Below are 21,839 nucleotides of genomic sequence, written 5' to 3'. Positions count from 1 at the left end.
GCGCGCTGCGAGCGGCGGTGGACGCGCGCTTCCTCGCGGGCCCGATGTCGGGCGGCCAGGCGCGACGCGGCGCTTGCGTCGCGCGCGGTCGCGACCTAAACCGCCCACCTCGAAAGCGAGGTCGTCGATGTTGCGGTCCGAATGGGTGAGCAAGCGCGCCGGGAGCCCGAACCAGAGCCAGATGCACTTCGCGAGGAAGGGCGTCATCACGGAGGAGATGGAGTACGTCGCCCGCCGTGAGAAGCTCGCGCCCGAGCTCATCCGCAGCGAGGTCGCGCGCGGCCGGATGATCATCCCCGCGAACAAGAACCACCTGAACCTCGAGCCGATGTGCATCGGCATCGCGTCGCTCTGCAAGGTGAACGCGAACATCGGCAACAGCCAGACCACGAGCGACGTGAACGGCGAGCTCGAGAAGCTGCGCTACTCCATCAAGTACGGCGCGGACACCGTGATGGACCTGTCGACCGGGGGCGACATCGACGGCATCCGCCGCGCGATCATCGCGGACTCTCCGGTGCCGATCGGGACGGTGCCGATCTATCAGGCGCTCGAGGCTTGCAAGGGCACCGCCAAGATGACGGCCGCGGACCTCATCGACATGCTCGAGCACCAGGCCAAGCAGGGGGTCGATTACTTCACGATCCACGCGGGCGTGCTGCTCGAGCACCTGCCGCTCGTGAAGGGCCGGATCACCGGCATCGTCTCGCGCGGCGGCTCGATCATGGCGCAATGGATGATCGAGCACCACCAGCAGAACCCGTTCTACACCCACTGGGATAAGGTGCTCGAGGTCTGCGCGAAGTACGACGTCACGATCTCGGCGGGCGACGGCCTCCGCCCCGGCTGCCTCCACGACGCCAGCGACGCGGCCCAGTTCGCCGAGCTGAAGACGCTCGGCGAGCTCACGAAGCGCGCCTGGGAGAAGGACGTGCAGGTGATGATCGAGGGCCCCGGGCACGTGCCGTTCGATCAGATCGCGATGAACGTGCAGAAGGAGATGGAGCTCTGCCACGAGGCGCCGTTCTACGTGCTCGGCCCGCTCGTCACCGATTTCGCGCCCGGCTACGACCACATCACGAGCTGCATCGGCGCCACGATGGCCGGCTTCGCGGGCGCCGCGATGCTCTGCTACGTGACGCCGAAGGAGCACCTCGGCCTGCCGAACCCCGAGGACGTCAAGCAGGGCCTCATCGCGTACAAGATCGCGGCCCACGCCGCGGACGTGGCGCGGAAGCGCCCGGGCGCGCGGGATCGCGACGACGCGCTGAGCCGCGCCCGCTACGCCTTCGACTGGAAGCAGCAGTTCGCGCTCTCGCTCGACCCGGAGACGGCCCAGGCGATGCACGACGAGACGCTCCCTCAGGAGTACTTCAAGACCTCGGAGTTCTGCTCGATGTGCGGGCCGAAGTTCTGCTCGATGCACATCAACCGCGTGGTCGACGAGTACAACGCGCGTCAGGAGCCCGAGAACGCGCCCGCGAAGCGCTCTCTCTCGATCATCGATCAGCCGTGAAGCAGGGGAGGGGCCCGGGCGGCGTCCGCCGGGCGCGGCGGAGGGCGCCTGTCCCGGCGCGCCTCGCCCTCGCCGCGCCCATCGCGCTCGCCTTGCTCGCGCCCCTCGGCTGTCGCCGCGAGCAGGCGGCCGCCTCCCGCGGCGCTGCGTCTTCCGCCGCGGCGGCCGCCTCGCCCCCAGCGGCGCCACGGCCGCCGAGCCCTCGCCTCACCGATCCGCGGTGGCGCCTCGCCGCGGGGGAAGACCCGCTGGAGTGTGCCCGGCTGGCCGAGGCCGAGGGCGCCTCCGGCCTGCTCGCCGCGCTCGACGACGGCGGCGACATCGCGCTCACGGCCCTGCGCGCGCTGCCGTACGCCGACGACGCCGATCTCGCGCTCGGGCCGCTCGCAGAGCGCGCCCGCGCGGCGTCCGGGCCGTTGCTCCCGCCCCTGCTCGAAGCGCTCCTCGGGATCGCCGGGCGTCCACCGCGCCCGCGCGAGCCGCTCGACCCGGACGGGGCGCGCGGCGCGGCCGCGGTCCTTGTCGAGCTGTCGGCCCGGCGCGACCTCCCCGCGGACCAGCGCGCGCTCGCCATCTCGGCGGCGCGCGCGCTGGCCGAGCGGGGGCTCGTCGATCCTCTTCGGATTCCTGCAGATCTGGATCCCGGGGGCTCCGTCGCGGGCGCCGCGGGAGGCCCGGCGTCGCCGCGGCCTTGACGTCCCGCGCGGCCGTCGCGGCGGCGCGGCCGTCCCGCGCGGCGGCGCGGCGCCTCTGGGCTGTCGGTTCGTGCAGCCGCGCTTTGGGCCGGTCGGGTTCCATTTTGGTAACTTGCCCCCCGTGACGACGCCGTACACCTCCGAGGCCTTCCTCCATCAGCTCCTCGGCAAGGCGCTAGCCGCCCACGCCAGCGACATCCACCTCAAGGTCGGTCAGCCGCCGGGCGCGCGGGTGCGCGGCGACATGGTCTACTTCCGCGTCGACAGGATCCGGCCCGAGGACAGCGAGGCCGCCGCGCGGGTGCTGCTCGCCGGGCGCCCTTCGCGCGAGCTGCTCGCCACGCTCCAGGAGCTCGACGCCGCGTACGTCGTCCCGGGCCTCGGCCGGTTCCGGGTGAACATCTATCGCCAGCGCGGCTCGCTCGCCATCATCCTGCGGAGCATCCCGCTCAAGATCCCGACGTTCGACGAGCTGGGCGTGCCCTCGGCGGTGCGGGCGATGGTGGAGCACGACCACGGCCTCGTCCTCGTCGCGGGCACGGCCGGCAGCGGCAAGAGCACGACCCTCGCCGCGTTCGTCGGGCACATCAACGCGACCGTGCCGCGCCACATCGTCACCCTCGAGGATCCGATCGAGCACGTGCACGAGGACAACCGCTCCAGCGTGAGCCAGCGCGAGATCGGCGTCGACACAGCGGATTTCCCGACCGCGCTGCGCTCCGCGCTGCGGCAGGACCCGGACGTCGTGCTGATCAGCGCGCTCCGCGACGGCGAGTCGCTCGATCTCGCGCTCCACGCCGCGGAGACCGGGCACCTCGTGCTCGCGGCGGTCAGCGCGCCGGACGTCACGCGCGCCCTCGGGCGGCTGATCGCGCTGGGCAAGAGCCCGAGCGAGGTGCGCGAGCGGCTGGCCGACTGCCTCCACGGCGTGGTCGCGCAGCGCCTCCTCCCTCGCCGCGACGGGACGGGGGAGGTCCTCGCCGCCGAGGTGCTCGTCGGGACGGCCGCGGTGCGCGAGGCGATCCGCCGGCCGGAGGGGAGCCCGTCGCTGCGCGAGCTGATGGAGAAGGGGGTCACGCCGTACGGCATGCAGACCTTCGAGGCGCACCTCAGGCAGCTCGTCGCCCAGGGGACGATCGCCAAGGAGACGGCGAAGGCGGTCACGGCCCTGTAGAGCGACAAACCCCCCCTCGCGCGGCTCGTGTCCCTCCAGCCGTCGCGCCTCGCTTGCGGCGGCGCCTCAAGCCTGGCTATGAGCGAGCCCATGCTCGAAGGGATCGAACGAGAAGCGGCGGAGCACAGGAATGGACGCAACGGCCCGAGCGGGCACGCCCCTTCGGCGGGCGCGCCCCGCCACGACTGGACCGTCGAGCAGGCGGTCGCCTTGCACGATCTCCCGCTCTTCGAGCTGATCGACCGCGCCCGAGAGGCCCACCGCGCGTTCCACGGCGAGCACGAGGTCCAGCTCTGCACCCTGCTCAGCGTCAAGACGGGCGGCTGCCCCGAGGACTGCGCCTATTGCCCGCAGTCGAGCCACTACGAGACCGAGGTCGGGCCGGAGCGCATGCTCGACGTCGGCGCGGTCCTCTCCGCCGCGGAGCGCGCCCGCGACGGCGGCTCGACGCGGTTCTGCATGGGCGCCGCGTGGCGCGAGGTGAAGGACGGCCCCGCCTTCGAGCGCGTCCTCGACATGGTGCGGGGCGTGAAGGCCCTCGGCCTCGAGGCGTGCTGCACGCTCGGCATGCTCACCGACGACCAGGCGCGCCGCCTGAAGGAGGCCGGCCTCGACGCCTACAACCACAACCTCGACACCTCGCGGAAGGCCTACAAATCCATCATCTCGACGCGCACGTACGACGAGCGGCTCATCACCCTGCGCAACGTCCGCCGGGCGGGCATCACCGTCTGCTCGGGCGGCATCATCGGCATGGGCGAGTCCATCGCCGACCGCTGCGAGATGCTCGTCGAGCTCGCGCGCCTCGATCCCCACCCCGAGAGCGTGCCGATCAACGCCCTCGTCCGCTCGCCGGGGACGCCCCTCGAGAGCCTCCCGCCGGTCGATCCGATCGAGTTCGTCCGGATGATCGCGGTCGCGCGGCTCATGATGCCGCGCGCGATGGTGCGCCTGTCCGCCGGACGTACGGAGCTCTCGCGCGAGACGCAGCTGCTCTGCATGTACGCGGGGGCGAACTCGATCTTCTACGGAGACAGGCTGCTCACCACGCCGAACCCCGGCGAAGACGAGGACCGCGCGCTCATCGAGAAGGCGGGGCTTCAGCCGATGGCGCCCGCCGCGGCCCGCGCTGCCCGTTGACAGAGCCTCCCCCCGAGGCCGCCTCCGGCTGAAGGCGCTCCCCTTCGCGCGGCGCGACGTGCAGCGTCTGCGTCGGGTACGCGAGCCTCGACCCGGCCATATCGATGATCTGCAGGAAGGTGATCAGCATCGCCTGCCGGATGTCCCGGAACTCCGCGAAGTCGCTCGTCTGGAACCAGGCCACCACCTCGACGTCGAGCGAGGACGGGCTGACGCCGACGAAGCGCACGATGACGTCCTCAGGCCAGGTCTTCGGGTGCTCCCGCAGCGCCCGCTCGCACTCTTCCACGATGGCGCGGAGCTGGTCGGGGGATGTGTCGTGCTCGAGCCCCAGCACGCAGGCGAGGCGTATCCTGTCGCGCGCCGTGAACGACTCGATCTGGAGATCGGCCAGCTTGCCGTTCGGGATCGTGACGACGGTCCGGTCGAGCGTGCGGATCCGGGTCGAGCGGAGCCCGATGCTCTCGACCGTCCCGAGGAGCGCGTCCACCTTCACGAAATCGCCGACCTGGAACGGCCGGTCGATGCCGATCGCGACCGAGCCGAAGAGGTTCTCCACCGTCTTCTGCGCGGCGAGGGCCAGCGCGACGCCGCCGATGCCGAGGCCGGCGATGAGGCTCGCCACCGGGTAGTCGAGCTCCGAGAGCACGGCGATCACGCCGATGATCACGATCGAGACCTTCGCGATCCGCCCCATGAGCGGCACGAGCGAGCGCGCCGCGGGGTTGTCGCGCGTCGCGGGGGCGGCGAGCAGGCGGCCGCTGACGGCGTCGATCGCGCGCAGGGCGAACCAGAAGACGGCGATGAAGACGCCGGCGCGCACCACCTTGTCGAGGAACTCCTCGGCCGGCACGTAGAGCCCGAGCCACGGGAGCGCCGCCTTGATCGCGAAGAGCGCCACCGCGAACGTGAGCGGGCCGCGCGCGCCCCCGAGGAGCACGTCGTCGAGCGCGGACTCCGTGCGGGCGACGACGCGGCGGAGCCCGGCGCGGACGAGGTAGCTCAGCGCCGCGCCGACGAGCCAGCCGGCCAGCGCGAGGACCGGCAGCGCGAGCCACTGCCACCAGAGCAGCTCGCGCGGGCCGGGGCGCAAGAGCGCCGGCGGCAGGTGATCGCGGAGCCAGCGATCCTCGAGCTGCGCGTACCAGTCGTCGATGCGCTCCACCGTGGAGCGCGAGAAGATCCAGCGCACGCCGTCGGGCGTCGTGCGCCGCACGAGGCGCACCGGCTGGGGCCCCGTCCGCGTCGGGATCTTGTCGAGCTGCTCCACGCCAGCCCCGAGGCTGTCCTGCATGTTCCCCTGCGAGTGCGGCGAGAGCGTCTCCACGTCCAGCCAGATGTGCCGATCGAGCACCGCCTTGAGCTTCTGCGCGAGCTCCGCGCCGTTCGCCCTCGGCGGGAGGTCCAGGAAGCGCGCGGCCTCGGCGTACCGGCCCGCGCGGCACAGGTAGATGAACTCGCTCATCGAGGCCCGAGGCGAGTCGGGCGCGACCGGGATCGCGTCTGGATCCGCGCCGCCTTCGGCGCTCGCCGCGGGCGGCGAGGGCGGGGGCGAGGGCGGGGGCGGGGGCGGGGACAGCTCTCCGGCGCTCGCTGCCAGGAGCGCGCACCCGAATACGAGCGCGAAGGCGAACGCAGCGCGGAGCCACCAGCTCGCCGCCGGCCAGAGGCGGGGCCGCCTCGGCGCCTTGGGGTGATCGGTCGCGTGCATGGGCCCTGCTATTCCATCGCCCGGCGGCTCTGTCGACCGCGCGGCGCGCGAGGGGCGTGCGCTCGCTCGCAGCTGGTTCCGCGTGTCAGAATTTCCTGTCAGGGATCGCTGATAAGCCGAGCTGACGCGCGCTACGTCGCGGCGGCAGGCGGCTCGCTCGGCAGCGCCGCCGTCGCGAGCGCCGCGAGCGCGCCGCCGTAGCGCGCGAGCCGGCCCGCGCCGAGCCCCGGGATGCGCGCGATCGCGGCGGCGACCGCCTCGCCCCCCGCGTGGCCCCGCGCGAGCGCGATCTCCGCGAGATCCTGCGCGCAGTGGCCGGGCAGCACGACCTGCTCGTCCACCTTCCGCGCCTTCGCCTCCGCCTTGCGCCACGCCGCGATCCGCGTCTCCACCGCGCGCCGCGCGGCGAGCTCCCTCCGGGCCGGGCGCGCTTGCTGGAAGAGGGCGCGCTCGTCCTCGGGCACGTCGCCGTCGCTGCGCCCCTGCTCGATGGCGCGGAGCCACGCCGCGACGCACGCCGCCGCGCGGCCCGACGCCGCCCCGCGGACGGCGCGCACGTCGTCGACGCGGGTCGGCCTCCGCTGCGCGAGATCGAGCAGCACCTCGCTGGCGACGATCTTGAAGGACGGCACGTCCGCCTCCTCGGCGGCCGCGTCGCGCGCCGCCACGAGCCGCCGCAGGATCGCCCGGCCTTCGCGGTCGAGCGCCTGGGCTCCCTTGACGCGCGCGTAGGCGGGCCGCGGATCGCGCGGCGGCCCGAGGGCGGTCGCGAGCTTGTAGGCGCACTCTTCCTCGATCTCCTCGTCGATCTCGAGGGCGCGGCTGCGCTCCGCGAGCCGCGCGCGGAGCGGGAGCAGGTGGCGCACGTCGTCGGCCAGGTAGCGCAGCTCGGCGTCCTCGAGCGGCCTGCGCCCCCAGTCGTGCTGCTGGAGCTGCTTGTCGACCTTCACGCCGAGCTCCGACAGGAGCAGCGCGGCGAGCCCCGTCGCCGCGCACCCCAGCATGCGCGCCGCGACCGAGGTGTCGTGCGCGCCGGCGAGCGGCGCGCCGGCCTCGGCGAGCATGCGCGCGTCGAAGGTGAGGTCGTGCAGCACCTTGCGCGGGCCCGCGGCCCCGAGGAGCGGCGCGAGCGGCGCGACGGGCACGCGGAGCGCGTCGACGACGGCGACCGCGACGCCGTCGCCCTCGCGGAAGGCGAGCTGGACCGTGCAGAGCCGCGCGCGGTACGCGAACAGCCCGTTGGCCTCCACGTCGACCGCGAGCGCGTCGGCGCGCGCGGCGCGCTCGACCAGCCGGGCGAGATCGCCTTCGCGCTCGACAAGGACGAGATGGTCGTGGCTCAGCGGGCCCCCTCCCGGCCCGCGCGTCCGGCCACGCCGCGCCGCGCCCGCGCGGCCACGCCGAGCAGCGCGAGCGCCGCGAAGGCGAGCCCTCCGCCGCGCCCGCCCTGCGACGGGGCCGCGGCGCAGCCGCCCGCCGCCTTCGCCTGGGGCTGATCCGCGGCGCACAGGCCGGAGAAGCCGTGGCGCGGCGTGGGGTCGCAGTCGTTGACCGGCGCCCCGGGCGGGTACACCGCGCAGATCGCGTCGCTGTCGTCCTGGTCGAGGTCGCGGAGCCCGGCCGTCCCCGGCCGGTAGTCGGAGAACATCGTCGCCTCGCGCTCGGTCGAGTGCGAGAGCCCGAGGAAATGACCTGCCTCGTGGGTGGCGATGCTCAGGAGATCGAACGAGACGTTGTCGTCGCCTTGCGTGAGCGGCACGTCGAACGAGTTGATCTCCATGTCCGCGTCGTAGATCTCGCCGGTCTTGAGGTTGTAGGTGACCGTCGTGAGCGCGAGCGTGTTCCCGCCGCCGACGTACGGCCACCCGTCGTCCCGGAACGTGATGATGTTCGCGTTCGCCTTGCGCTTGTTGTACTCGTGCGCGTCGCACGCGACCGGGCCCAGGTAGGTGACCTCCATGCGCGGGGTCTGCCCGTCGCCGCAGTCGGCCTGCGTCCACGCGGCGAACGCCGTCTCGAAGATCGCCTCCGCCTCCGAGAGCGAGACCTGGGCGGAGGCGTCCTCCTGGAGCGAGTAGCTCACGCACGGCGAAGGCCAGGCCAGCGGGGTGCCGCAGTCGGTGCCGAGCGCCGGCGTGCAGACCGCGGCGGTCTCCGCGAGCCCCGACGCCGTCTTCTCCGGCGGGCAGACGCTCGTGCGGCAGTAGGCCAGGGCGGCCTCGGGGCGGGCGAGCGCCGCGGCGACGAGCGCGCTGCAGGCTGCGGCGACGGCGCGGGCGCGCGTGTTCCGCGCGCCCGAGGGGCGGCTCGCGGGGTTACCTCTGCGCATGGTTCGCCTTCCATGCGCGGCTCACCGCGTCGATCGCCGTGTCGATCGACGCGCCGACGAGCTGCTCGCGGGCCGAGATCGCGGGGCCCGGCCGGGGCAGGACGGTCCCGGTGTCGGGGCTCGCTGCCAGCCGCCGGACGGCGATGCGCCGCGCGCCGGTCCCACCGTCCACGTTCCGCGGTCCCTCACCGTCGACGACGGGGTAGTGGCCCTGAGCCATCCCGGAGACGACGAGGGCAGGGCCCGCCTTCGCGACGAAGACCATCGCCTGCGCGCCGATGGCGAGCTGCGCGTCGCCCGACACGTGCTGTCCGACGTCCCCGACAACGCCCCCGAGCGTCCTGACCCACACCTCGCCGTCGGGCTGTCCGGCGACGGTCCGGTCGATCGACAGGCGGGTGTAGGTGACGATCCTCCTGGCCCCGCCGAGCTCTTCCCACTGGCTGCGCTGCTCGATCGCCGTCGCGACCACGACGTACGAGGCGGCGGCGACGAGCTCGTCCAGCGAGAGCTGAATGGCCACGGCCGCCTGCGCCGCGCGCGGTCCGGACAGCAGCGCGACGGGGCTCCCCTCGGCTGCCGGGGCGCGGCTGTCCGCTTTCGGGAGGGGCGTAAGGGTGAGCGCTGGGGGCAACGCGACGAGGAGGGCTATGCCAAAAGCTCTAGGAGACATGGGCGCAAAGATACCATGCTGCCGAGCGAGGCGCGCCGGAAGCACTGTGGCGACGTCGACGCGCTGGACCCTGTGTCCCGGTCCGACTAGCAGATCGTCTGGGTCGAGACCCGAGGAGCCTGCGATGACGAGCGACGCGTTGACGATCGGCAAATACACGTTCACTTCCCGCCTCTTCGTGGGGACGGGCAAGTACAAGGACCTGGATGAGACCCGTCGCGCGCTCGAAGCGTCCGGCGCGGAGGTGGTCACGGTGGCCCTCCGCCGCGTCAATCTGAAGGAGCGGGGCGAGGGGTCGATGATGTCGCTGCTCCAGCAGGGGCGCGTCACGATCCTGCCGAACACGGCCGGTTGCTACACCGTCGAGGACGCGGTCCGCACCTGCCGGCTCGCGCGCGAGCTCGGTCTCTCCGAGCTCGTGAAGCTCGAAGTCATCGGCGACGAACGGACGTTGTTCCCGGACAACGAGGCGACGCTGGAGGCGGCGCGCATCCTGGTGAAGGAGGGCTTCACCGTGCTGCCCTACTGCATGGATGACCCGATCGTTTGCCGTAAGCTGGAAGACCTCGGTTGCGCGGCCGTGATGCCCCTGGCTGCGCCCATCGGCAGCGGGCTCGGCATCCGTAACCCGTACAACCTGATGATCATCCGCGAGACAGCGAAGGTGCCGGTGATCGTGGACGCGGGAGTCGGGACGGCGAGCGACGCCGCGGTGGCGATGGAGCTCGGGTGTGATGGGGTATTGATGAACACGGCCATCGCGGGCGCGCGGGACCCGATCCTCATGGCGCAGGCGATGAGGGACGCGGTGAGGGCCGGTCGGATGGCGTATCTCGCGGGGCGGATGCCGAAGAAGCTCTATGCGACGGCGTCGTCGCCGGAGCAGGGCAAGATCGCCGCGCTGTAGCGGACTCGGCGGTCGAGCTCCGCACGTCGAGCCCCCCCGCGCCCTCGCGCGCCTGGCGCGTTCCACCGACGAAGCAGGCGCCCGCGGGCGCGATGAGGGGTGATGGGCGAGGGGCTGCGACGTACAGCACAGCGATGCGCTGTGGGAGAGATGCTCTCACCGCCCGGCGACGGCGACGCTGCGACGCTGCAACGACGCCACGTCAAGCGAACAGCATCCCCATGTCATGATACGCTCACCTACCTGAGTCAGAATGAGACGGAACGCTCATCGCGCGGTCGACACGCTGTCGTGGCGTCCAGCGCGCTCCGAGGACGACCGCGGCGACCTGACGGTCCGCTCAGCGGAGCATGAGCAAGCCCAACGTCTGCATGGTCGTATGCGACACCGAATAAGGTCGAGTGCGACACTGGGTGTGGCTGAGAGTAACTGAATGTGACTCAGCGTGACTCGGAGTAACTGAGCGTGACGCAGTGTGACTGAGCGTGACTCGGAGTAACTGAGCGTGACGCAGTGTGACTGAGCGTGATTCGGCGTAGCTGGGTGTGATTGAGCGTGATTAGATAGGAGCCAGATGGGCGACCGAGCGCGGACAGCGGCCTCTGTCGAGGCGCTCGCCGACTTGGATCGCTCGGATGAGGAGGAGCTCTTGCGGCGGATGCGCGTGTTGCTTATCACGAAGATCTTTCCGAACGCGGTTCACCCGGACGAGGCGCCGTACAATCGGCGGCAGTTCGCCGCGCTGTCGCGCTACTGCGACGTCCGGGTGCTCGCGACGATCCCGTGGTTCCCCGGCATGGGTCGCTTCTCGAAGTGGCCTGTCGGCGGCAGCGCGCCGCGCGAGGAGGTCATCGATGGGCTGCCGGTCCGCCACCCGCGATACCTCTACGTGCCCAGGATCGCGCCGGTCCTGAACGGCCCGCTGTACGCGGCGTCGATGCTCCCTGAGCTCATCGGCCGCGGTCCGCCGCCCGACGTGATCGTCGGGGCTTTCGCCTACCCGGACGGCTTCGCCGCGGTCTGTCTGGGGCGATTGCTCGGGGTGCCGACCGTGATCAAGACCCACGGCTCGGACATCGACGTGATCCCGCGCGACCGGCGGCTGCGACGGCCGCTCGGCTGGGGGCTCACGCGCGCCGCCCGCGTCGTCGCGGTCAGCCGCAAGCTCGCGGACGGGGTCGCGGCGCTCGGCGTGCCGCGCGATCGCATCGACGTCATCATGAACGGCGTCGACGTGAAGCTGTTCCAGCCTCGCAACCGCGCCGAGGCGCGCGCGGCGCTCGGCCGATCCCCGGGCTCGCGGCTGCTCCTCTTCGTCGGCAACCTGAGCCGCGACAAGGGCGTGCTCGATCTGATCGATGCGTTCGAGCGGCTCGCGCCGGTCCACCCGGACCTCGATCTCGCGATCGTGGGCAGCGGCGTCGAGGAGCAGGCGTGCAAGGCCGCGGCCGCCCGCCTGGGCGGACGGCTGACGGTGACCGGCTACCTGCCGCACGATCGGGTGTCGCTGTGGCTCGGCGCGTGCGACGCCCTCGTGCTCCCGAGCCTGCACGAGGGGACGCCCAACGTCCTGCTCGAGGCGCTCGCCTCGGGGCGGCGCGTGATCGCGACGAGCGTCGGCGGCATCCCCGACGTCCTGCACAGCCCCGAGCTCGGCGAGCTCGTCCCGCCGGGGAACCGGGGCGCGCTGACGGACGCGATGCTCCGCGCCGTCCGGGCGGACTACGATCCGGCGCGGATCGCGGAGCTCGCCGGCGGGCGCGACTGGGACGACAGCGCGCGCGCCCTCCACGAGTCGCTCCTGCGCGCGGTCTCCAGCGAGCGCCGCCAGAGCGCGGGCGACGTGACCTTCAGCGTCCCGGCCCCGAAGGGCGGTCTCGAGAACGGCAGCGCGCGGACGAGCGTTATCCTGAACTAGCCGCCTGACGACCGCCCGCGCGACAGAGCGGGCCTGCGCGGCTCGGCCGGCGCGGAGCCGTCCGTGGCCGCGGAGCCGTCCGTGGCCGCGGAGCCGTCCGTGGCCGCGGCGTCCTCTTGACGCTGGCGCTCGTTCATCGGCGAATGGCGCTCGTGCTCACCGGCTTCCGCGCGGCCCTCGGCTCCATCGTGATCCTCGCCGCCGTCGCGCAGGCCCCTTTCCAGTGCGCGAGCGAGGTCGACCCGGATCGTCGCGTGTACGAGGACCCCAGCGAGGCCCTGTACGCGCTGGCCGAGCGCTTCAAGGCGAGCGGCGATCGCCGCGCCCAGGTCGATACGTTGCGTTTCCTTGTCGAGCGCTATCCGTCCAGCCGGTTCGCCCGGATGGCCCGGCAGGATCTCGAGGAGCTCGGCGAGGCGGGCGCTCCGGGCGGGAGCGCGCCGGGCGACGGAGCCCGATGACGCGCCGCCGTCGGCGCGCTGGAGGACGTCCATGCTCACCCCGACGTTGACCCTGATCACCCAGACGGCGGACGTCCCGGAGCCGGTCCTGCTGGCGCGGCTCTCGGCCTTCGGCGCCCTGCCCCCCGAGGCCCGCGCCCGCGTGGCGGTGCAGCTCCGGGATCCCGAGCTCTCGGGCGCGGCGCTCCACGCGCTCGGCAGGCGCCTGCGCGACGCCACCGCCGCGCTCGGCGCCTCGTTCCTCGTCAACGATCGCCTGGATATCGCGCTCCTCCTGGGCGCGGACGGCGTCCACCTCGGCCGCCGCTCGGTCGCGGTGGCCGACGCGCGCGCCCTGCTCGGCGCCGGCGCCTTCGTCTCCGTCGCGTGCCACGGCGTGGACGACGTGCTCCGGGCGGCCGAGGCCGGCGCGGACGCCGCCGTGCTCTCGCCGATCTTCGCGACGCCCGGCAAGGGCCCGCCGCTCGGCCTCGCGGCGCTGCGCGAGGCGCGGGCCCGCCTGTCGGCGGCGTCGCGCCGCGTCGCGCTCCTCGCCCTCGGGGGCGTGGACGCGGCCTCGGCGCCGGCCTGCCTCGCGGCGGGCGCGGACGGGGTGGCGGCCATCCGCGCCGACTTCGGCGGCGCGCTGCCGACGCCGCGCGCGGGGTGAGCTGCCGACGCCGCGCGGGGTGAGCTGCGCTCGACGGCGCGCTGCCGATGCCGCGCGGCGCGCTACCGCGCCCAGAGATCGGCGAGCGGCAGCTCGATCGCCTCGAACGGCTCGGGCCGCACCATCTCGTCGCCTTCGTAGGTGTCGAGCAGGGACCACCGCCCGTCGTCGAGCCGGTAGACCTCGAGCGTCTGCGCGACCGGGTTGAGCAGCCAGGCGTGGCGGACCCCTTCGCGCCGGTAGATCCGCATCTTCTTGCCCCGGTCGACGCGCTCGGTGCGCGGGGAGATCACCTCGCAGACCCAGTTGGGCGCGACGTTGTAATGCGCAGGTGCGTCCTCCGGGCCGAGCGCGTCGGGCATGCGCTCCCGACGCCAGCCAGCGAGATCGGGCACGACCTTGTCGGGCCGCGGTCCGAGGTGGAGCTCGGGCTCGTCGAGGATGACCCAGCCGCCAGGTCCGCCTCTACCGCGATCGAAGGGGCCCGTGAGACTTGCGCCTAGGAGCGACGCTGTACGCGTGTGCGGCCGCGCCGGCCGCGGGAACGTGAACAGCTCCCCGTCGAGGATCTCGGCGACCATCTCCTCCGGCGCAGCCTGGAACGCGGCTTCCACCTCGGGCGCATTGCCTGGAAATAGCGGGTGCTGCGCGCTCATCCTCAGATCCTAGCACCCCTGCCGTTCGTCGCGCGCGCTCTGCGCCGGCCCAGCGCCTCCCTCGACGCTGGCAATCGGCCTTGCTACTAGGCCGAGCCATGTCCGAAGCGTCCTCGAAGAAACCGACCGACGGCCTGCCCGAGCCCCTGTTCGACAGGGTGGCGACCGAGCTGAACTTCCCCGCCGACGAGGCGAAGATCCTCGCCTTCTGGAAGCAGGGCCGCATCTTCGAGAAGACGCTCCGCGCCGAGACCCGCGCCACCGGCCCCTCGCGGGGCACGTTCGTCTTCTACGAGGGCCCGCCGACGGCCAACGGCATGCCGCACAACGGCCACGTGCTCACGCGCGCCGTGAAGGACGTCTTCCCCCGGTACAAGACGATGCGCGGCTACGACGTCCCGAGGAAGGCCGGCTGGGACACGCACGGCCTCCCGGTCGAGGTCGAGGTCGAGAAGGAGCTGCGCATCCACGGCAAGGCCGACATCGAGCGGTACGGCGTCGAGCCGTTCATCTCGCGCTGCGTCGACTCGGTCTTCCGGTACACCGAGGCGTGGGAGAACCTGACCGACAAGATCGGCTTCTGGGTCGACCTCGACAGCGCCTACGTCACCTACCACCGGAGCTACGTCGAGAGCGTCTGGTGGGCGCTCTCCCAGCTCCACAAGAAGGGGCTGCTCTACCGCGGCCACCGCGTCTGCTGGTGGTGGCCGCAGGGCGGGACGGCGCTCAGCGCGGCCGAGGTCGGCTCGAACTACAAGACGGTCGACGACCCGAGCGTGTTCGTCGCGTTCCCGCTCGTCGACGAGCCGGACACCGCGCTCTGCGCCTGGACGACGACCCCGTGGACGTTGCCCTCGAACGGCTACGCCGCGGTCCGGCCCGAGTTCGACTACGTCGTCGTGGACGCGGGCGCGCCCGCGGGGGGCGCGGCGCCCGTGGCCGGCAAGCTCATCGTGGCCGCGGCGCTGCGCGAGGAGCTCGCCAAGAAGTTCAAGCGGGACCTGCCCGTCCTCCGCGAGCTCAAGGGGAGCGAGCTCGTCGGCAAGCGCTACCGCCCGCCGTTCGACGGCTTCGCCAGGTCGCTCTTCGAGGCCCCCCTGCGCCGGAAGGACGGCAAGGCAGAGCCGCTCTACTGGGTCGTCCTGGGCGCGGATTTCGTCACGCTCGACTCCGGCACCGGCATCGTCCACGTCGCGCCCGCGTTCGGCGAGGACGACTTCAACGCGCACAGGCGGCGGATCGCGGAGCTCGCCGAGCCGGGCGCCGACGTCCCCATGCTGTGCGCGGTGCGGCCGGACGGCACGTTCGAGCCGGGGCTCACGCCGTTCTCGGGCCTCTGGGTGAAGGACGCCGATCCGCTGATCATCAAGGATCTCGCGGCCCGCGGGCTGCTCGTCCACGAGGAGAAGTACCGCCACGACTACCCGTTCTGCTGGCGCGCGGACGACGACCCGCTGATCCAGCTCGCGCGGCCGGCCTGGTACATCCGGACCCGGGACAACATCGACAAGGCGATCGCCAACAACCGCGCCGTCCACTGGCACCCGTCCCACATCCAGGAGGGCCGCTTCGGCGACTTCCTCGCCAACAACGTCGACTGGGCGCTCTCGCGCGAGCGGTACTGGGGGACGCCGCTCAACGTCTGGGTCTGCGCGAACGACGAGGAGCACCAGCTCGCCCCGGCCTCGGTCGCCGAGATCGAGGCGCTGAACCCGCGGGCCTTCGACCACTTCCGCGCGGCGAAGAAGGCCGACCCCGGCCTGAACGATCACCTCATCGTCCACAAGCCGTGGATCGACAAGGTGACGTTCCCGTGTCCGACGTGCGGCGGCGAGATGCGCCGCGTGACCGAGGTCATCGACGCCTGGTTCGACAGCGGCAGCATGCCGTTCGCGCAGTGGGGCTACCCGCACGCGGAGGGCTCGAAGGAGCTGTTCGACCGCGCGTTCCCGGCGGACTTCATCAGCGAGGCGATCGATCAGACGCGGGGCTGGTTCTACTCGCTGCTGATGGTCTCGACGCTGGTCTTCGACGAGGCGACGCAGGAGAAGCTCGGGCTGTCGCGGGTCCGGAGCTACCCGCACCCGTACCAGACGTGCGTCGTGCTCGGGCACGTCTGCGACCGCGAGGGCAAGAAGGAGAGCAAGTCGAAGGGCAACTACACGCCGCCCGAGGTCATCCTCGAGCGCGTCCGGATGGAGTTCGCGGCGGCCGACGGCGCCGACGCCGGGCTCGGCGCGCTGAAGGATGGCGTCGCCTACATCGCGCGCGAGGACTACGAGGGGCTCGATCTCACGGGCGACTCGGCGAAGGTGCGGGTCTACCGCGCCGATCGCGAGGGCTCGGCGGTGACGCTGGAGCTCAGGCCCACGACGGGCAACAAGCGCCTCCCGCGCCGCATCGTCGCGCTCTCCCGAGGCGACCTCGACCGCCTGGGCCTCTCGCCGGCCGACAAGGCGCTCTCGGTGATGCCGAACGACGTGCCCAGGCTGCCGCAGGACCAGCGCGTCTTCATCGAGGATCCGGCGACGCCCGCGCCCGGGGCCGACGCGTTCCGCTGGTTCTTCTACGCGTCTTCCCCGCCGTGGACGAACACGCGCCACTCGCTCACGAACGTCCGCGCGTACCAGAAGGAGTTCGCGGTCAAGCTCCGGAACGTCTACTCGTTCTTCACCATCTACGCGAACATCGACGGCTTCTCGCCCGCGGAGGGGAACCCGGGCGCGGCGGACACGTCGCCCGCGGCGCTCGCGGCGAGCGCCGGCTACCGGCCGGCGAGGGAGCGGTCGCTCCTCGACCGGTGGATCCTGTCGGAGCTCGCGCTCTCGACGCGGGAGGTGACGGCGCACCTCGACGAGTACCGCCTGTACGAGGCGGCGCAGCGGCTCGTCGATCTCGTGGACGCGCTCTCGAACTGGTACGTCCGCCGGAGCCGGGCGCGCTTCTGGGCCCCCACGGCGTCCGATCCGCTGGACGTCGCGCCGGGCGCCGTGCGCGCGGCCCAGGACAAGCGCGACGCGTACTTCACGCTGTACGAGGTGCTCGTCGCGATCGCCAAGCTGAGCGCGCCGTTCACGCCGTTCCTCGCCGACGCGATGTACCAGAACCTGGTGCGGCGGCCGTGGCCTGCGTCGCAGCCGGAGAGCGTGCACCTCGTCGCGTTCCCCGAGGCGGACGCCGCCGCGGTGGACGAGCCGCTCGCGATCGAGATGCGCGCCGTGCGCGAGCTCGTCTCGCTCGGCCTCCAGGTGCGCACGGCGAACAAGCTCAAGGTGCGGCAGCCGCTCTCGCGGGCCGACATCGTGCTGTCGCAGCAGGGGCTCGCGGCGGCGCTCGCCGAGCACGTGCCGCTCATCGCCGAGGAGCTCAACGTCCACGAGGTGCGCTTCCTGAAGCCTGGCGAGGAGGGGAGCGCGGTCCGCTACGTGCTGAAGCCGAACTTCCGCGCGCTCGGGCCGAAGCTCGGCAAGAAGGTGCAGCTCGCGAAGCAGGTGCTGGCGAAGGCCGACGCGGCGGCGCTCCGCGCGGCGCTCGCGACCGAGGGCAAGATCGCGATCGCGCTCGACGGCGAGCAGGTCGAGCTCGGCCCCGACGAGATCGACGTCGCGGTCGAGGCGGGCGAGGGGTTCGCGGCGGCCGGCGGCCGCGCGGGGGTCGTCGTGCTGCACACGGCGCTCACGGACGCGCTCCGCGACGAGGGGCTCGGCCGGGAGATCCTCTCGCGGGTGCAGGGCCTGCGCAAGGAGCTCGACCTCGGCTTCACCGAGCGGATCCGGCTCGCGCTCGACGGCGGCGAGCGGGCCCGCAAGGTCGCCGAGGCGGCGCGCGAGATGCTCATGCAGGAGGCGCTCGCGGCCGAGCTCGTGCTCGGCGCGGCGCCCGCGGCGTGGGGGCAGGCCGAGCGGCGCGAGGTCAACGTCGACGGCGAGGCGCTCGCGATCGCGGTCGCGCGGACGGCGTGAGGGCGCCGGGGGGAGGCTGAGCCGCGATGATCACGAAGGTCTGCGCCCGTAACTTTCGCAGCATCGGGGAGCGGATCGAGCTCGAGCTCGGGGCGATGACGGTCCTCGTGGGGCCGAACGCCTCGGGCAAGAGCAACGTCGCGGACGTGCTGCGGTTCCTTGCCGAGTGCGCGTCCGCGCCGCTGCCTCTCGCCATGCGCGCGCGGGGCGGGTTTCGGGCGTTGCAGCACGGGGGGCCGTGGGAACCTCGCGACGTGACGCTCGAGGTCTGTGTCGAGGGCGAGGGGGGCAGGGGCACCTGGGGGTTCACGATCAGGGGCGCGTTGTTGGTGCACGAGCACGGCGCCTGGTTCGCCGGACCGGCGCCCGACGCCGCATCACAGCGGCGCCTGCTGGACCTCATCGGCCGACCCGACAGGATGCCGACCGAGGCGGAGCTCAAGGCAGCGGCCGGCGAAGGCACCTACGCCTTTTCAAGCGACGGCGCGGGGACGGTCTCGAACCTACCGGCCTTCCCCATGCCGCTCTTCGGGGACCGCACCCCGATCCTCCCGGTGATGCCCGGGGGGCTGTTCGCTCCCATCACGCAAGAGCTGGGGCGCGTCGCGGTTCACGCGCTGTTTCCGAGCTCTCTGCGCGAGCCGCAGCTCCCTGATCCTTCCAAGCCGATGAGCACGAGGGGGGACAACTGGGCCTCCACGCTGGAGTCGCTGTCGGCTGACAGCGGCGGCAGCGAGCTCGTCGCGGCGCTCCGTCGCCTCGCGGCCGATATCGACGCCTATCGGGTAGTCCATGCGGGCGGCTTTCTGGTGCCGGAGTTCCGGCATGGCGTCGATGCGCAGGGGCGCGAGCGCTGGCTCGGAGCGGCCCAGGAGTCGGATGGAACGCTGCGAGCGGCGGCGATGCTGACCGCGCTCTTCCAGGAGCCCGCGCCGGCGCTCCTCGGCTTCGAGGAGCCGGAGCTCGGCGTGCATCCGGGCGCGATCCCGCTCCTCTTCGACTTCCTGAAGGAGGCGACGACCCGCAGCCAGATCCTGCTCACGACGCACAGCCCCGACCTCCTGGATCTGGTGCCCATCGACGACCTTCGCGTGGTGGAGCGGCGCGACGGTGCGACGATGGTCGCGCGGGTCGAGGAGCGGCAGCGCGAGCTCGTGCGCAAGCGCCTGATGTCGACGAGCGACCTTCTCCACGCCGAAGGCCTCCGCCCCGAAGGCTCCACGAGTGATGGCTAAGGCCTACCTGGTCGTCGAGGGACACGGCGAGATCGAGGCGGCGAGGAACCTGGTCATCCGGCTCTGGGCCGACCTCGGGCTGCCGCACGCGGTGTGGGGAGCTCCCAAGCGCGGCAAGGCGCTCAACACGCGCGCCGGCGTGCTTCAGGCCTGCGAGCTCCTGCGCAGCGAGCGCGACTGCGCCTTCGCGCTGCTGCTCCGTGATGAGGACGACGGATGCCCGGCCACGGCCGGCCCCGAGACCGCGGCGTGGATGGCGGCAGCGAGCCTTCCTTTCCCGGTCGCCGTGGTGCTGGCGCACCGGGAGTTCGAGGCGTGGTTCCTGCCGTGCATCCATCTCATGGCGGGACGGGAGATCCGACCTGGCGTGCGCATCGCAGAGGGCACGACGTGCCCCGAAGATCCAGAGGGCATCCGCGACGTGAAGGGGTGGCTCTCAAAGCATTTCCCGAGAGGGAAGGCGTACAAGCCCACGCTCGACCAGCTCAAGCTCACCCAGTGGATCGACTTCGGCGTGCTCCGCACCTCCGGGGCCAGGTCGTTCCGCACGCTCGAGAACGCGCTGCGGTTCCTAGGCGCGCCCGCCGCACTCAAGGTCTACCCGCCTCCGCGGTCCTAGCCCCAAACGCTCGGTACGAGCGCCCCCCCAGCCGGGCGCTCGGTGCGCGTTCAGTACCGCTCGCTGTCGTTCTTCGGCGACATCGGCGACGCCGGCCCGCCCTCGCCGTTGATCGTCGTGCCGCCGTTCATGAACGCGCCGGCCATGCGCAGGAAGGCGGCGGGGAAGTCGAGCGCCGGCGCCGAGAGCGCGTCGAGCGCGGCCACCTGATCGGGCGCGAGCTTGACCTCCAGCGCGCCGAGGTTGTCGTCGAGCTGCGCCAGCGTGCGCGCGCCGATGATGGTGGAGGTGACGCCCGGCCGGGCCACCACCCAGGCGAGCGCCACGCGCGCCGGCGTGGTGCCGAGGTCCCTGGCGATCTCGGCCAGCTTGTCGACGATGTCATAGGCCTTGTCGGTGAGCGCAGAGAGCGCGAACGGGCCGCGATCGGACTTGTGCTTGCCGGCGTTCTCCCGCGTGTACTTGCCTGTGAGCACGCCGCTCTTGAGGGGCGACCAGGGCGTGACGCCGAGGCCCAGCTCGCGCGCCATCGGGATGAGCTCCCCTTCCACGCTGCGCTCGAGGAGCGAGTGCTCGATCTGCAGCGCGATGAACTGCGCCCACCCGCGGAAGCCCGCCAGGACGTGCGCCTGCGCCACCTTCCAGGCCGGCGTGTCGGAGACGCCGACGTAGCGGACCTTGCCGGCCGTCACCAGATCGTGGAGGGCATGCACGGTCTCCTCAATGGGCGTGTTCTTGTCCCAGATGTGCATCCAGTAAAGGTCGATGTAGTCGGTCTGCAGTCGGCGCAGCGACTGCTCGCACTGCGCGAAGATGGCCTTCCTCCCGGCGCCGCCGCCGTTGGGGTCGCCGGGGTAGAGGTTGGCGGTGAACTTTGTGGCGATCACCGCCCGGTCGCGCTTGCTCGGGTGGCGGCCGAGGTGGTCGCCGATGATCTTCTCGGAGTGGCCCTTGTTGTAGGTGTTGGCGGTGTCGATGAAGTTGCCGCCGCGCTCGATGAAGCGATCGAGGATCGCCTCGGACTCCTTGACGCTGGAGCCGAAGCCGTGGTCTTCGCCGAAGGTCATGGCGCCGAGGCACAGGGGGCTGACGCGCAGGCCGGAGCGGCCAAGCGTGACGTAATGGTCGAGGTTCAACGTGGTCCTCCTGGAGGTTCGGGCTGAAACGCCCTTGCTGGACCGTACGCTGCGCCCGTGCCGGCGTGCAATCTTGGAGGAAACGGCCGAGACGGAGCCGGGTGGGTTGATGGCCGCCCGAGGCGAGCGCACGATCGCGTCGTGCCGGGATCGATCGAACAGGCCATCGCGCGGCGCACCCCGCGCCCGGAGGCCGACGCGCCGGCGTCGCGTGTGCTCCGCAATTTCGTCGTCGCCGTCCGCGCCAGCACGCCGCCGATCGCGAGCCTCGACCTGCTGCCCGACGGCACGACGTCGCTGGTCTTTCGCCTCGTCGACGCGGATCGCGCCGACCTCGTCGTCCTCGGGCCCAAGACGCGGGCCGTCTACAAGCGCGTGCCGCGCTTCCTGCTCGCGGTGCAGGTGGTCTTTCAGCCCGGCGGCGCGTACCCCTTCTTCGGTGTGCCGATGGACGAGCTCGCCGATCGCATCGTCCCGGCGCGCGAGCTCTGGGGCCGGCGCGCCGACGCCCTGATCGAGCAGCTGGTGGCGGTCGGACCCGGCGTCACGCTGGACCCCGCGCGAGCTCGCCTGGATGCGATCGAGCGCGCCCTCGAAGGCCGCATGCTCGGTCCCGACGTGTTCGAGCCCGCGTCGGCGGCCGTCGCGCGCGCCGCGCTCCGGAGGCTCTCGCGCGGAGGAGTCACCGTGGAAGAGACGGCGAGCGCGCTCCACGTCAGCCCGCGGAACCTGCGGCGCGCCTTCGTGGCGACCGTCGGCGTCTCGCCGAAGCAGTACGCGCGCATCGCCCGCTTCCAGCGCGTCGTCGCGAACGCGCAGGTCGCGCGCGGGTCGTGGTCGGAGGTCGCCCTCGCGAGCGGGTACTGCGATCAGCCGCACCTGGTCAGGGAGTTCCGCGAGCTCGCGGGTCTCTCGCCGGTCGCGTTCATGAAGCGACGCTCGGCCGGCGAGATCAGCGGCTCAGGCGGAAGCCGCGGGTGAACGCTCCAAGGGGCTCCTGGGCGTTCGGTGCGAGCGCGGATCGCGGGGCTCCGCCGCGATTCCGTGCCGGGCCTTAC

The 21,839-nt window shown here is 72.3% G+C and carries 18 protein-coding genes; 12 read left to right on the top strand and 6 right to left on the bottom strand.

Annotation, left to right across the window (positions count from 1 at the left end):
* Positions 1 to 130: 130 nt before the first annotated feature.
* The 4 genes from thiC to bioB all read left to right on the top strand — a co-directional run bounded on the left by thiC (position 131) and on the right by bioB (position 4,525).
* Positions 131 to 1,516 (top strand): phosphomethylpyrimidine synthase ThiC, encoded by a 1,386-nt coding sequence (gene thiC, locus WME90_RS21890; RefSeq protein WP_437283637.1) that lies wholly within the window; start codon positions 131 to 133, stop codon positions 1,514 to 1,516.
* Positions 1,513 to 2,211, top strand: coding sequence for a thiamine biosynthesis protein (locus tag WME90_RS21885; protein WP_437283114.1), 699 nt, complete (start codon positions 1,513 to 1,515; stop codon positions 2,209 to 2,211). The genes thiC and WME90_RS21885 overlap by 4 nt, the downstream gene beginning before the upstream one ends.
* Positions 2,212 to 2,332: 121 nt before the next feature.
* A complete protein-coding gene (locus WME90_RS21880; protein WP_437283113.1) occupies positions 2,333 to 3,385 on the top strand; it encodes a type IV pilus twitching motility protein PilT in 1,053 nt (350 codons plus the stop codon).
* A gap of 90 nt (positions 3,386 to 3,475) precedes the next feature.
* Positions 3,476 to 4,525: a biotin synthase BioB gene (gene bioB, locus WME90_RS21875; protein ID WP_437283112.1), complete on the top strand. Its 1,050-nt coding sequence runs from the start codon at positions 3,476 to 3,478 to the stop codon at positions 4,523 to 4,525.
* Here bioB and WME90_RS21870 read toward each other — a convergent pair.
* The 4 genes from WME90_RS21870 to WME90_RS21855 all read right to left on the bottom strand — a co-directional run bounded on the left by WME90_RS21870 (position 4,467) and on the right by WME90_RS21855 (position 9,088).
* On the bottom strand, positions 4,467 to 6,236 hold the full coding sequence (locus WME90_RS21870) for a mechanosensitive ion channel family protein (RefSeq protein WP_437283111.1): 1,770 nt from the start codon (positions 6,234 to 6,236) through the stop codon (positions 4,467 to 4,469). The two genes, bioB and WME90_RS21870, sit on opposite strands and share 59 nt — an antisense overlap.
* Positions 6,237 to 6,367: 131 nt before the next feature.
* Positions 6,368 to 7,579: an HRDC domain-containing protein gene (locus WME90_RS21865; RefSeq protein ID WP_437283636.1), complete on the bottom strand. Its 1,212-nt coding sequence runs from the start codon at positions 7,577 to 7,579 to the stop codon at positions 6,368 to 6,370.
* Positions 7,576 to 8,565, bottom strand: a complete 990-nt coding sequence (locus WME90_RS21860) for a matrixin family metalloprotease (RefSeq protein ID WP_437283110.1) — start codon at positions 8,563 to 8,565, stop codon at positions 7,576 to 7,578. Before WME90_RS21860 ends, WME90_RS21865 begins: the two co-directional genes overlap by 4 nt.
* A complete protein-coding gene (locus WME90_RS21855) occupies positions 8,552 to 9,088 on the bottom strand; it encodes a hypothetical protein (protein WP_437283109.1) in 537 nt (178 codons plus the stop codon). Before WME90_RS21855 ends, WME90_RS21860 begins: the two co-directional genes overlap by 14 nt.
* A 274-nt stretch (positions 9,089 to 9,362) precedes the next feature.
* On the opposite strand from WME90_RS21855, the gene WME90_RS21850 reads away from it, so the two are divergent.
* The 4 genes from WME90_RS21850 (at position 9,363) to WME90_RS21835 (ending at position 13,173) form a co-directional block, all read left to right on the top strand.
* A complete protein-coding gene (locus WME90_RS21850; protein ID WP_437283108.1) occupies positions 9,363 to 10,145 on the top strand; it encodes a thiazole synthase in 783 nt (260 codons plus the stop codon).
* Between the two features lie 622 nt (positions 10,146 to 10,767).
* The gene (locus WME90_RS21845) at positions 10,768 to 12,063 is read left to right on the top strand and encodes a glycosyltransferase family 4 protein (protein WP_437283107.1); all 1,296 of its coding nucleotides are present in this window, start codon (positions 10,768 to 10,770) and stop codon (positions 12,061 to 12,063) included.
* A gap of 143 nt (positions 12,064 to 12,206) precedes the next feature.
* Complete coding sequence (locus WME90_RS21840; RefSeq protein ID WP_437283106.1) at positions 12,207 to 12,524, top strand: tetratricopeptide repeat protein; 318 nt, start codon at positions 12,207 to 12,209, stop codon at positions 12,522 to 12,524.
* Between the two features lie 31 nt (positions 12,525 to 12,555).
* The gene (locus tag WME90_RS21835) at positions 12,556 to 13,173 is read left to right on the top strand and encodes a thiamine phosphate synthase (protein ID WP_437283105.1); all 618 of its coding nucleotides are present in this window, start codon (positions 12,556 to 12,558) and stop codon (positions 13,171 to 13,173) included.
* 62 nt (positions 13,174 to 13,235) lie between these two features.
* Here the strand turns inward: WME90_RS21835 and WME90_RS21830 are convergent, their stop codons facing one another.
* Positions 13,236 to 13,829, bottom strand: a complete 594-nt coding sequence (locus WME90_RS21830; protein ID WP_437283104.1) for a Uma2 family endonuclease — start codon at positions 13,827 to 13,829, stop codon at positions 13,236 to 13,238.
* 98 nt (positions 13,830 to 13,927) lie between these two features.
* On the opposite strand from WME90_RS21830, the gene ileS reads away from it, so the two are divergent.
* From ileS to WME90_RS21815, 3 genes are read left to right on the top strand one after another with little or no spacing between them, the layout of a single operon-like run.
* On the top strand, positions 13,928 to 17,791 hold the full coding sequence (gene ileS / locus WME90_RS21825) for an isoleucine--tRNA ligase (RefSeq protein WP_437283103.1): 3,864 nt from the start codon (positions 13,928 to 13,930) through the stop codon (positions 17,789 to 17,791).
* A 26-nt stretch (positions 17,792 to 17,817) separates the two neighbouring features.
* Positions 17,818 to 19,026 carry an AAA family ATPase gene (locus WME90_RS21820; RefSeq protein WP_437283102.1) on the top strand — a complete coding sequence of 403 codons (1,209 nt, stop codon included), beginning with the start codon at positions 17,818 to 17,820 and terminating at the stop codon, positions 19,024 to 19,026.
* On the top strand, positions 19,019 to 19,645 hold the full coding sequence (locus WME90_RS21815; protein ID WP_437283101.1) for a DUF4276 family protein: 627 nt from the start codon (positions 19,019 to 19,021) through the stop codon (positions 19,643 to 19,645). The genes WME90_RS21820 and WME90_RS21815 overlap by 8 nt, the downstream gene beginning before the upstream one ends.
* Positions 19,646 to 19,695: 50 nt before the next feature.
* On the opposite strand, the gene WME90_RS21810 is transcribed toward WME90_RS21815, so the two are convergent.
* Positions 19,696 to 20,781, bottom strand: coding sequence for an aldo/keto reductase (locus WME90_RS21810; protein ID WP_437283100.1), 1,086 nt, complete (start codon positions 20,779 to 20,781; stop codon positions 19,696 to 19,698).
* A 141-nt stretch (positions 20,782 to 20,922) separates the two neighbouring features.
* On the opposite strand from WME90_RS21810, the gene WME90_RS21805 reads away from it, so the two are divergent.
* Positions 20,923 to 21,762 (top strand): helix-turn-helix domain-containing protein, encoded by an 840-nt coding sequence (locus WME90_RS21805; RefSeq protein WP_437283099.1) that lies wholly within the window; start codon positions 20,923 to 20,925, stop codon positions 21,760 to 21,762.
* Positions 21,763 to 21,839 lie beyond the last annotated feature (77 nt).

This window comes from Sorangium sp. So ce375, from assembly GCF_051473855.1.
Lineage (GTDB): Bacteria > Myxococcota_A > Polyangia > Polyangiales > Polyangiaceae > Sorangium.
This window is presented reverse-complemented; position numbering and strand designations above follow the sequence as displayed.

Bases quoted from the DNA above. Each gene is read 5' to 3' on its own strand.
- bioB (WP_437283112.1), top strand. From the start codon at position 3,476: ATGCTCGAAGGGATCGAACGAGAAGCGGCGGAGCACAGGAATGGACGC.
- WME90_RS21870 (WP_437283111.1), bottom strand. From the start codon at position 6,236: ATGCACGCGACCGATCACCCCAAGGCGCCGAGGCGGCCCCGCCTCTGG.
- WME90_RS21860 (WP_437283110.1), bottom strand. From the start codon at position 8,565: ATGCGCAGAGGTAACCCCGCGAGCCGCCCCTCGGGCGCGCGGAACACG.
- WME90_RS21850 (WP_437283108.1), top strand. From the start codon at position 9,363: ATGACGAGCGACGCGTTGACGATCGGCAAATACACGTTCACTTCCCGC.
- WME90_RS21840 (WP_437283106.1), top strand. From the start codon at position 12,207: ATGGCGCTCGTGCTCACCGGCTTCCGCGCGGCCCTCGGCTCCATCGTG.
- WME90_RS21835 (WP_437283105.1), top strand. From the start codon at position 12,556: ATGCTCACCCCGACGTTGACCCTGATCACCCAGACGGCGGACGTCCCG.
- WME90_RS21830 (WP_437283104.1), bottom strand. From the start codon at position 13,829: ATGAGCGCGCAGCACCCGCTATTTCCAGGCAATGCGCCCGAGGTGGAA.
- ileS (WP_437283103.1), top strand. From the start codon at position 13,928: ATGTCCGAAGCGTCCTCGAAGAAACCGACCGACGGCCTGCCCGAGCCC.
- WME90_RS21820 (WP_437283102.1), top strand. From the start codon at position 17,818: ATGATCACGAAGGTCTGCGCCCGTAACTTTCGCAGCATCGGGGAGCGG.
- WME90_RS21815 (WP_437283101.1), top strand. From the start codon at position 19,019: ATGGCTAAGGCCTACCTGGTCGTCGAGGGACACGGCGAGATCGAGGCG.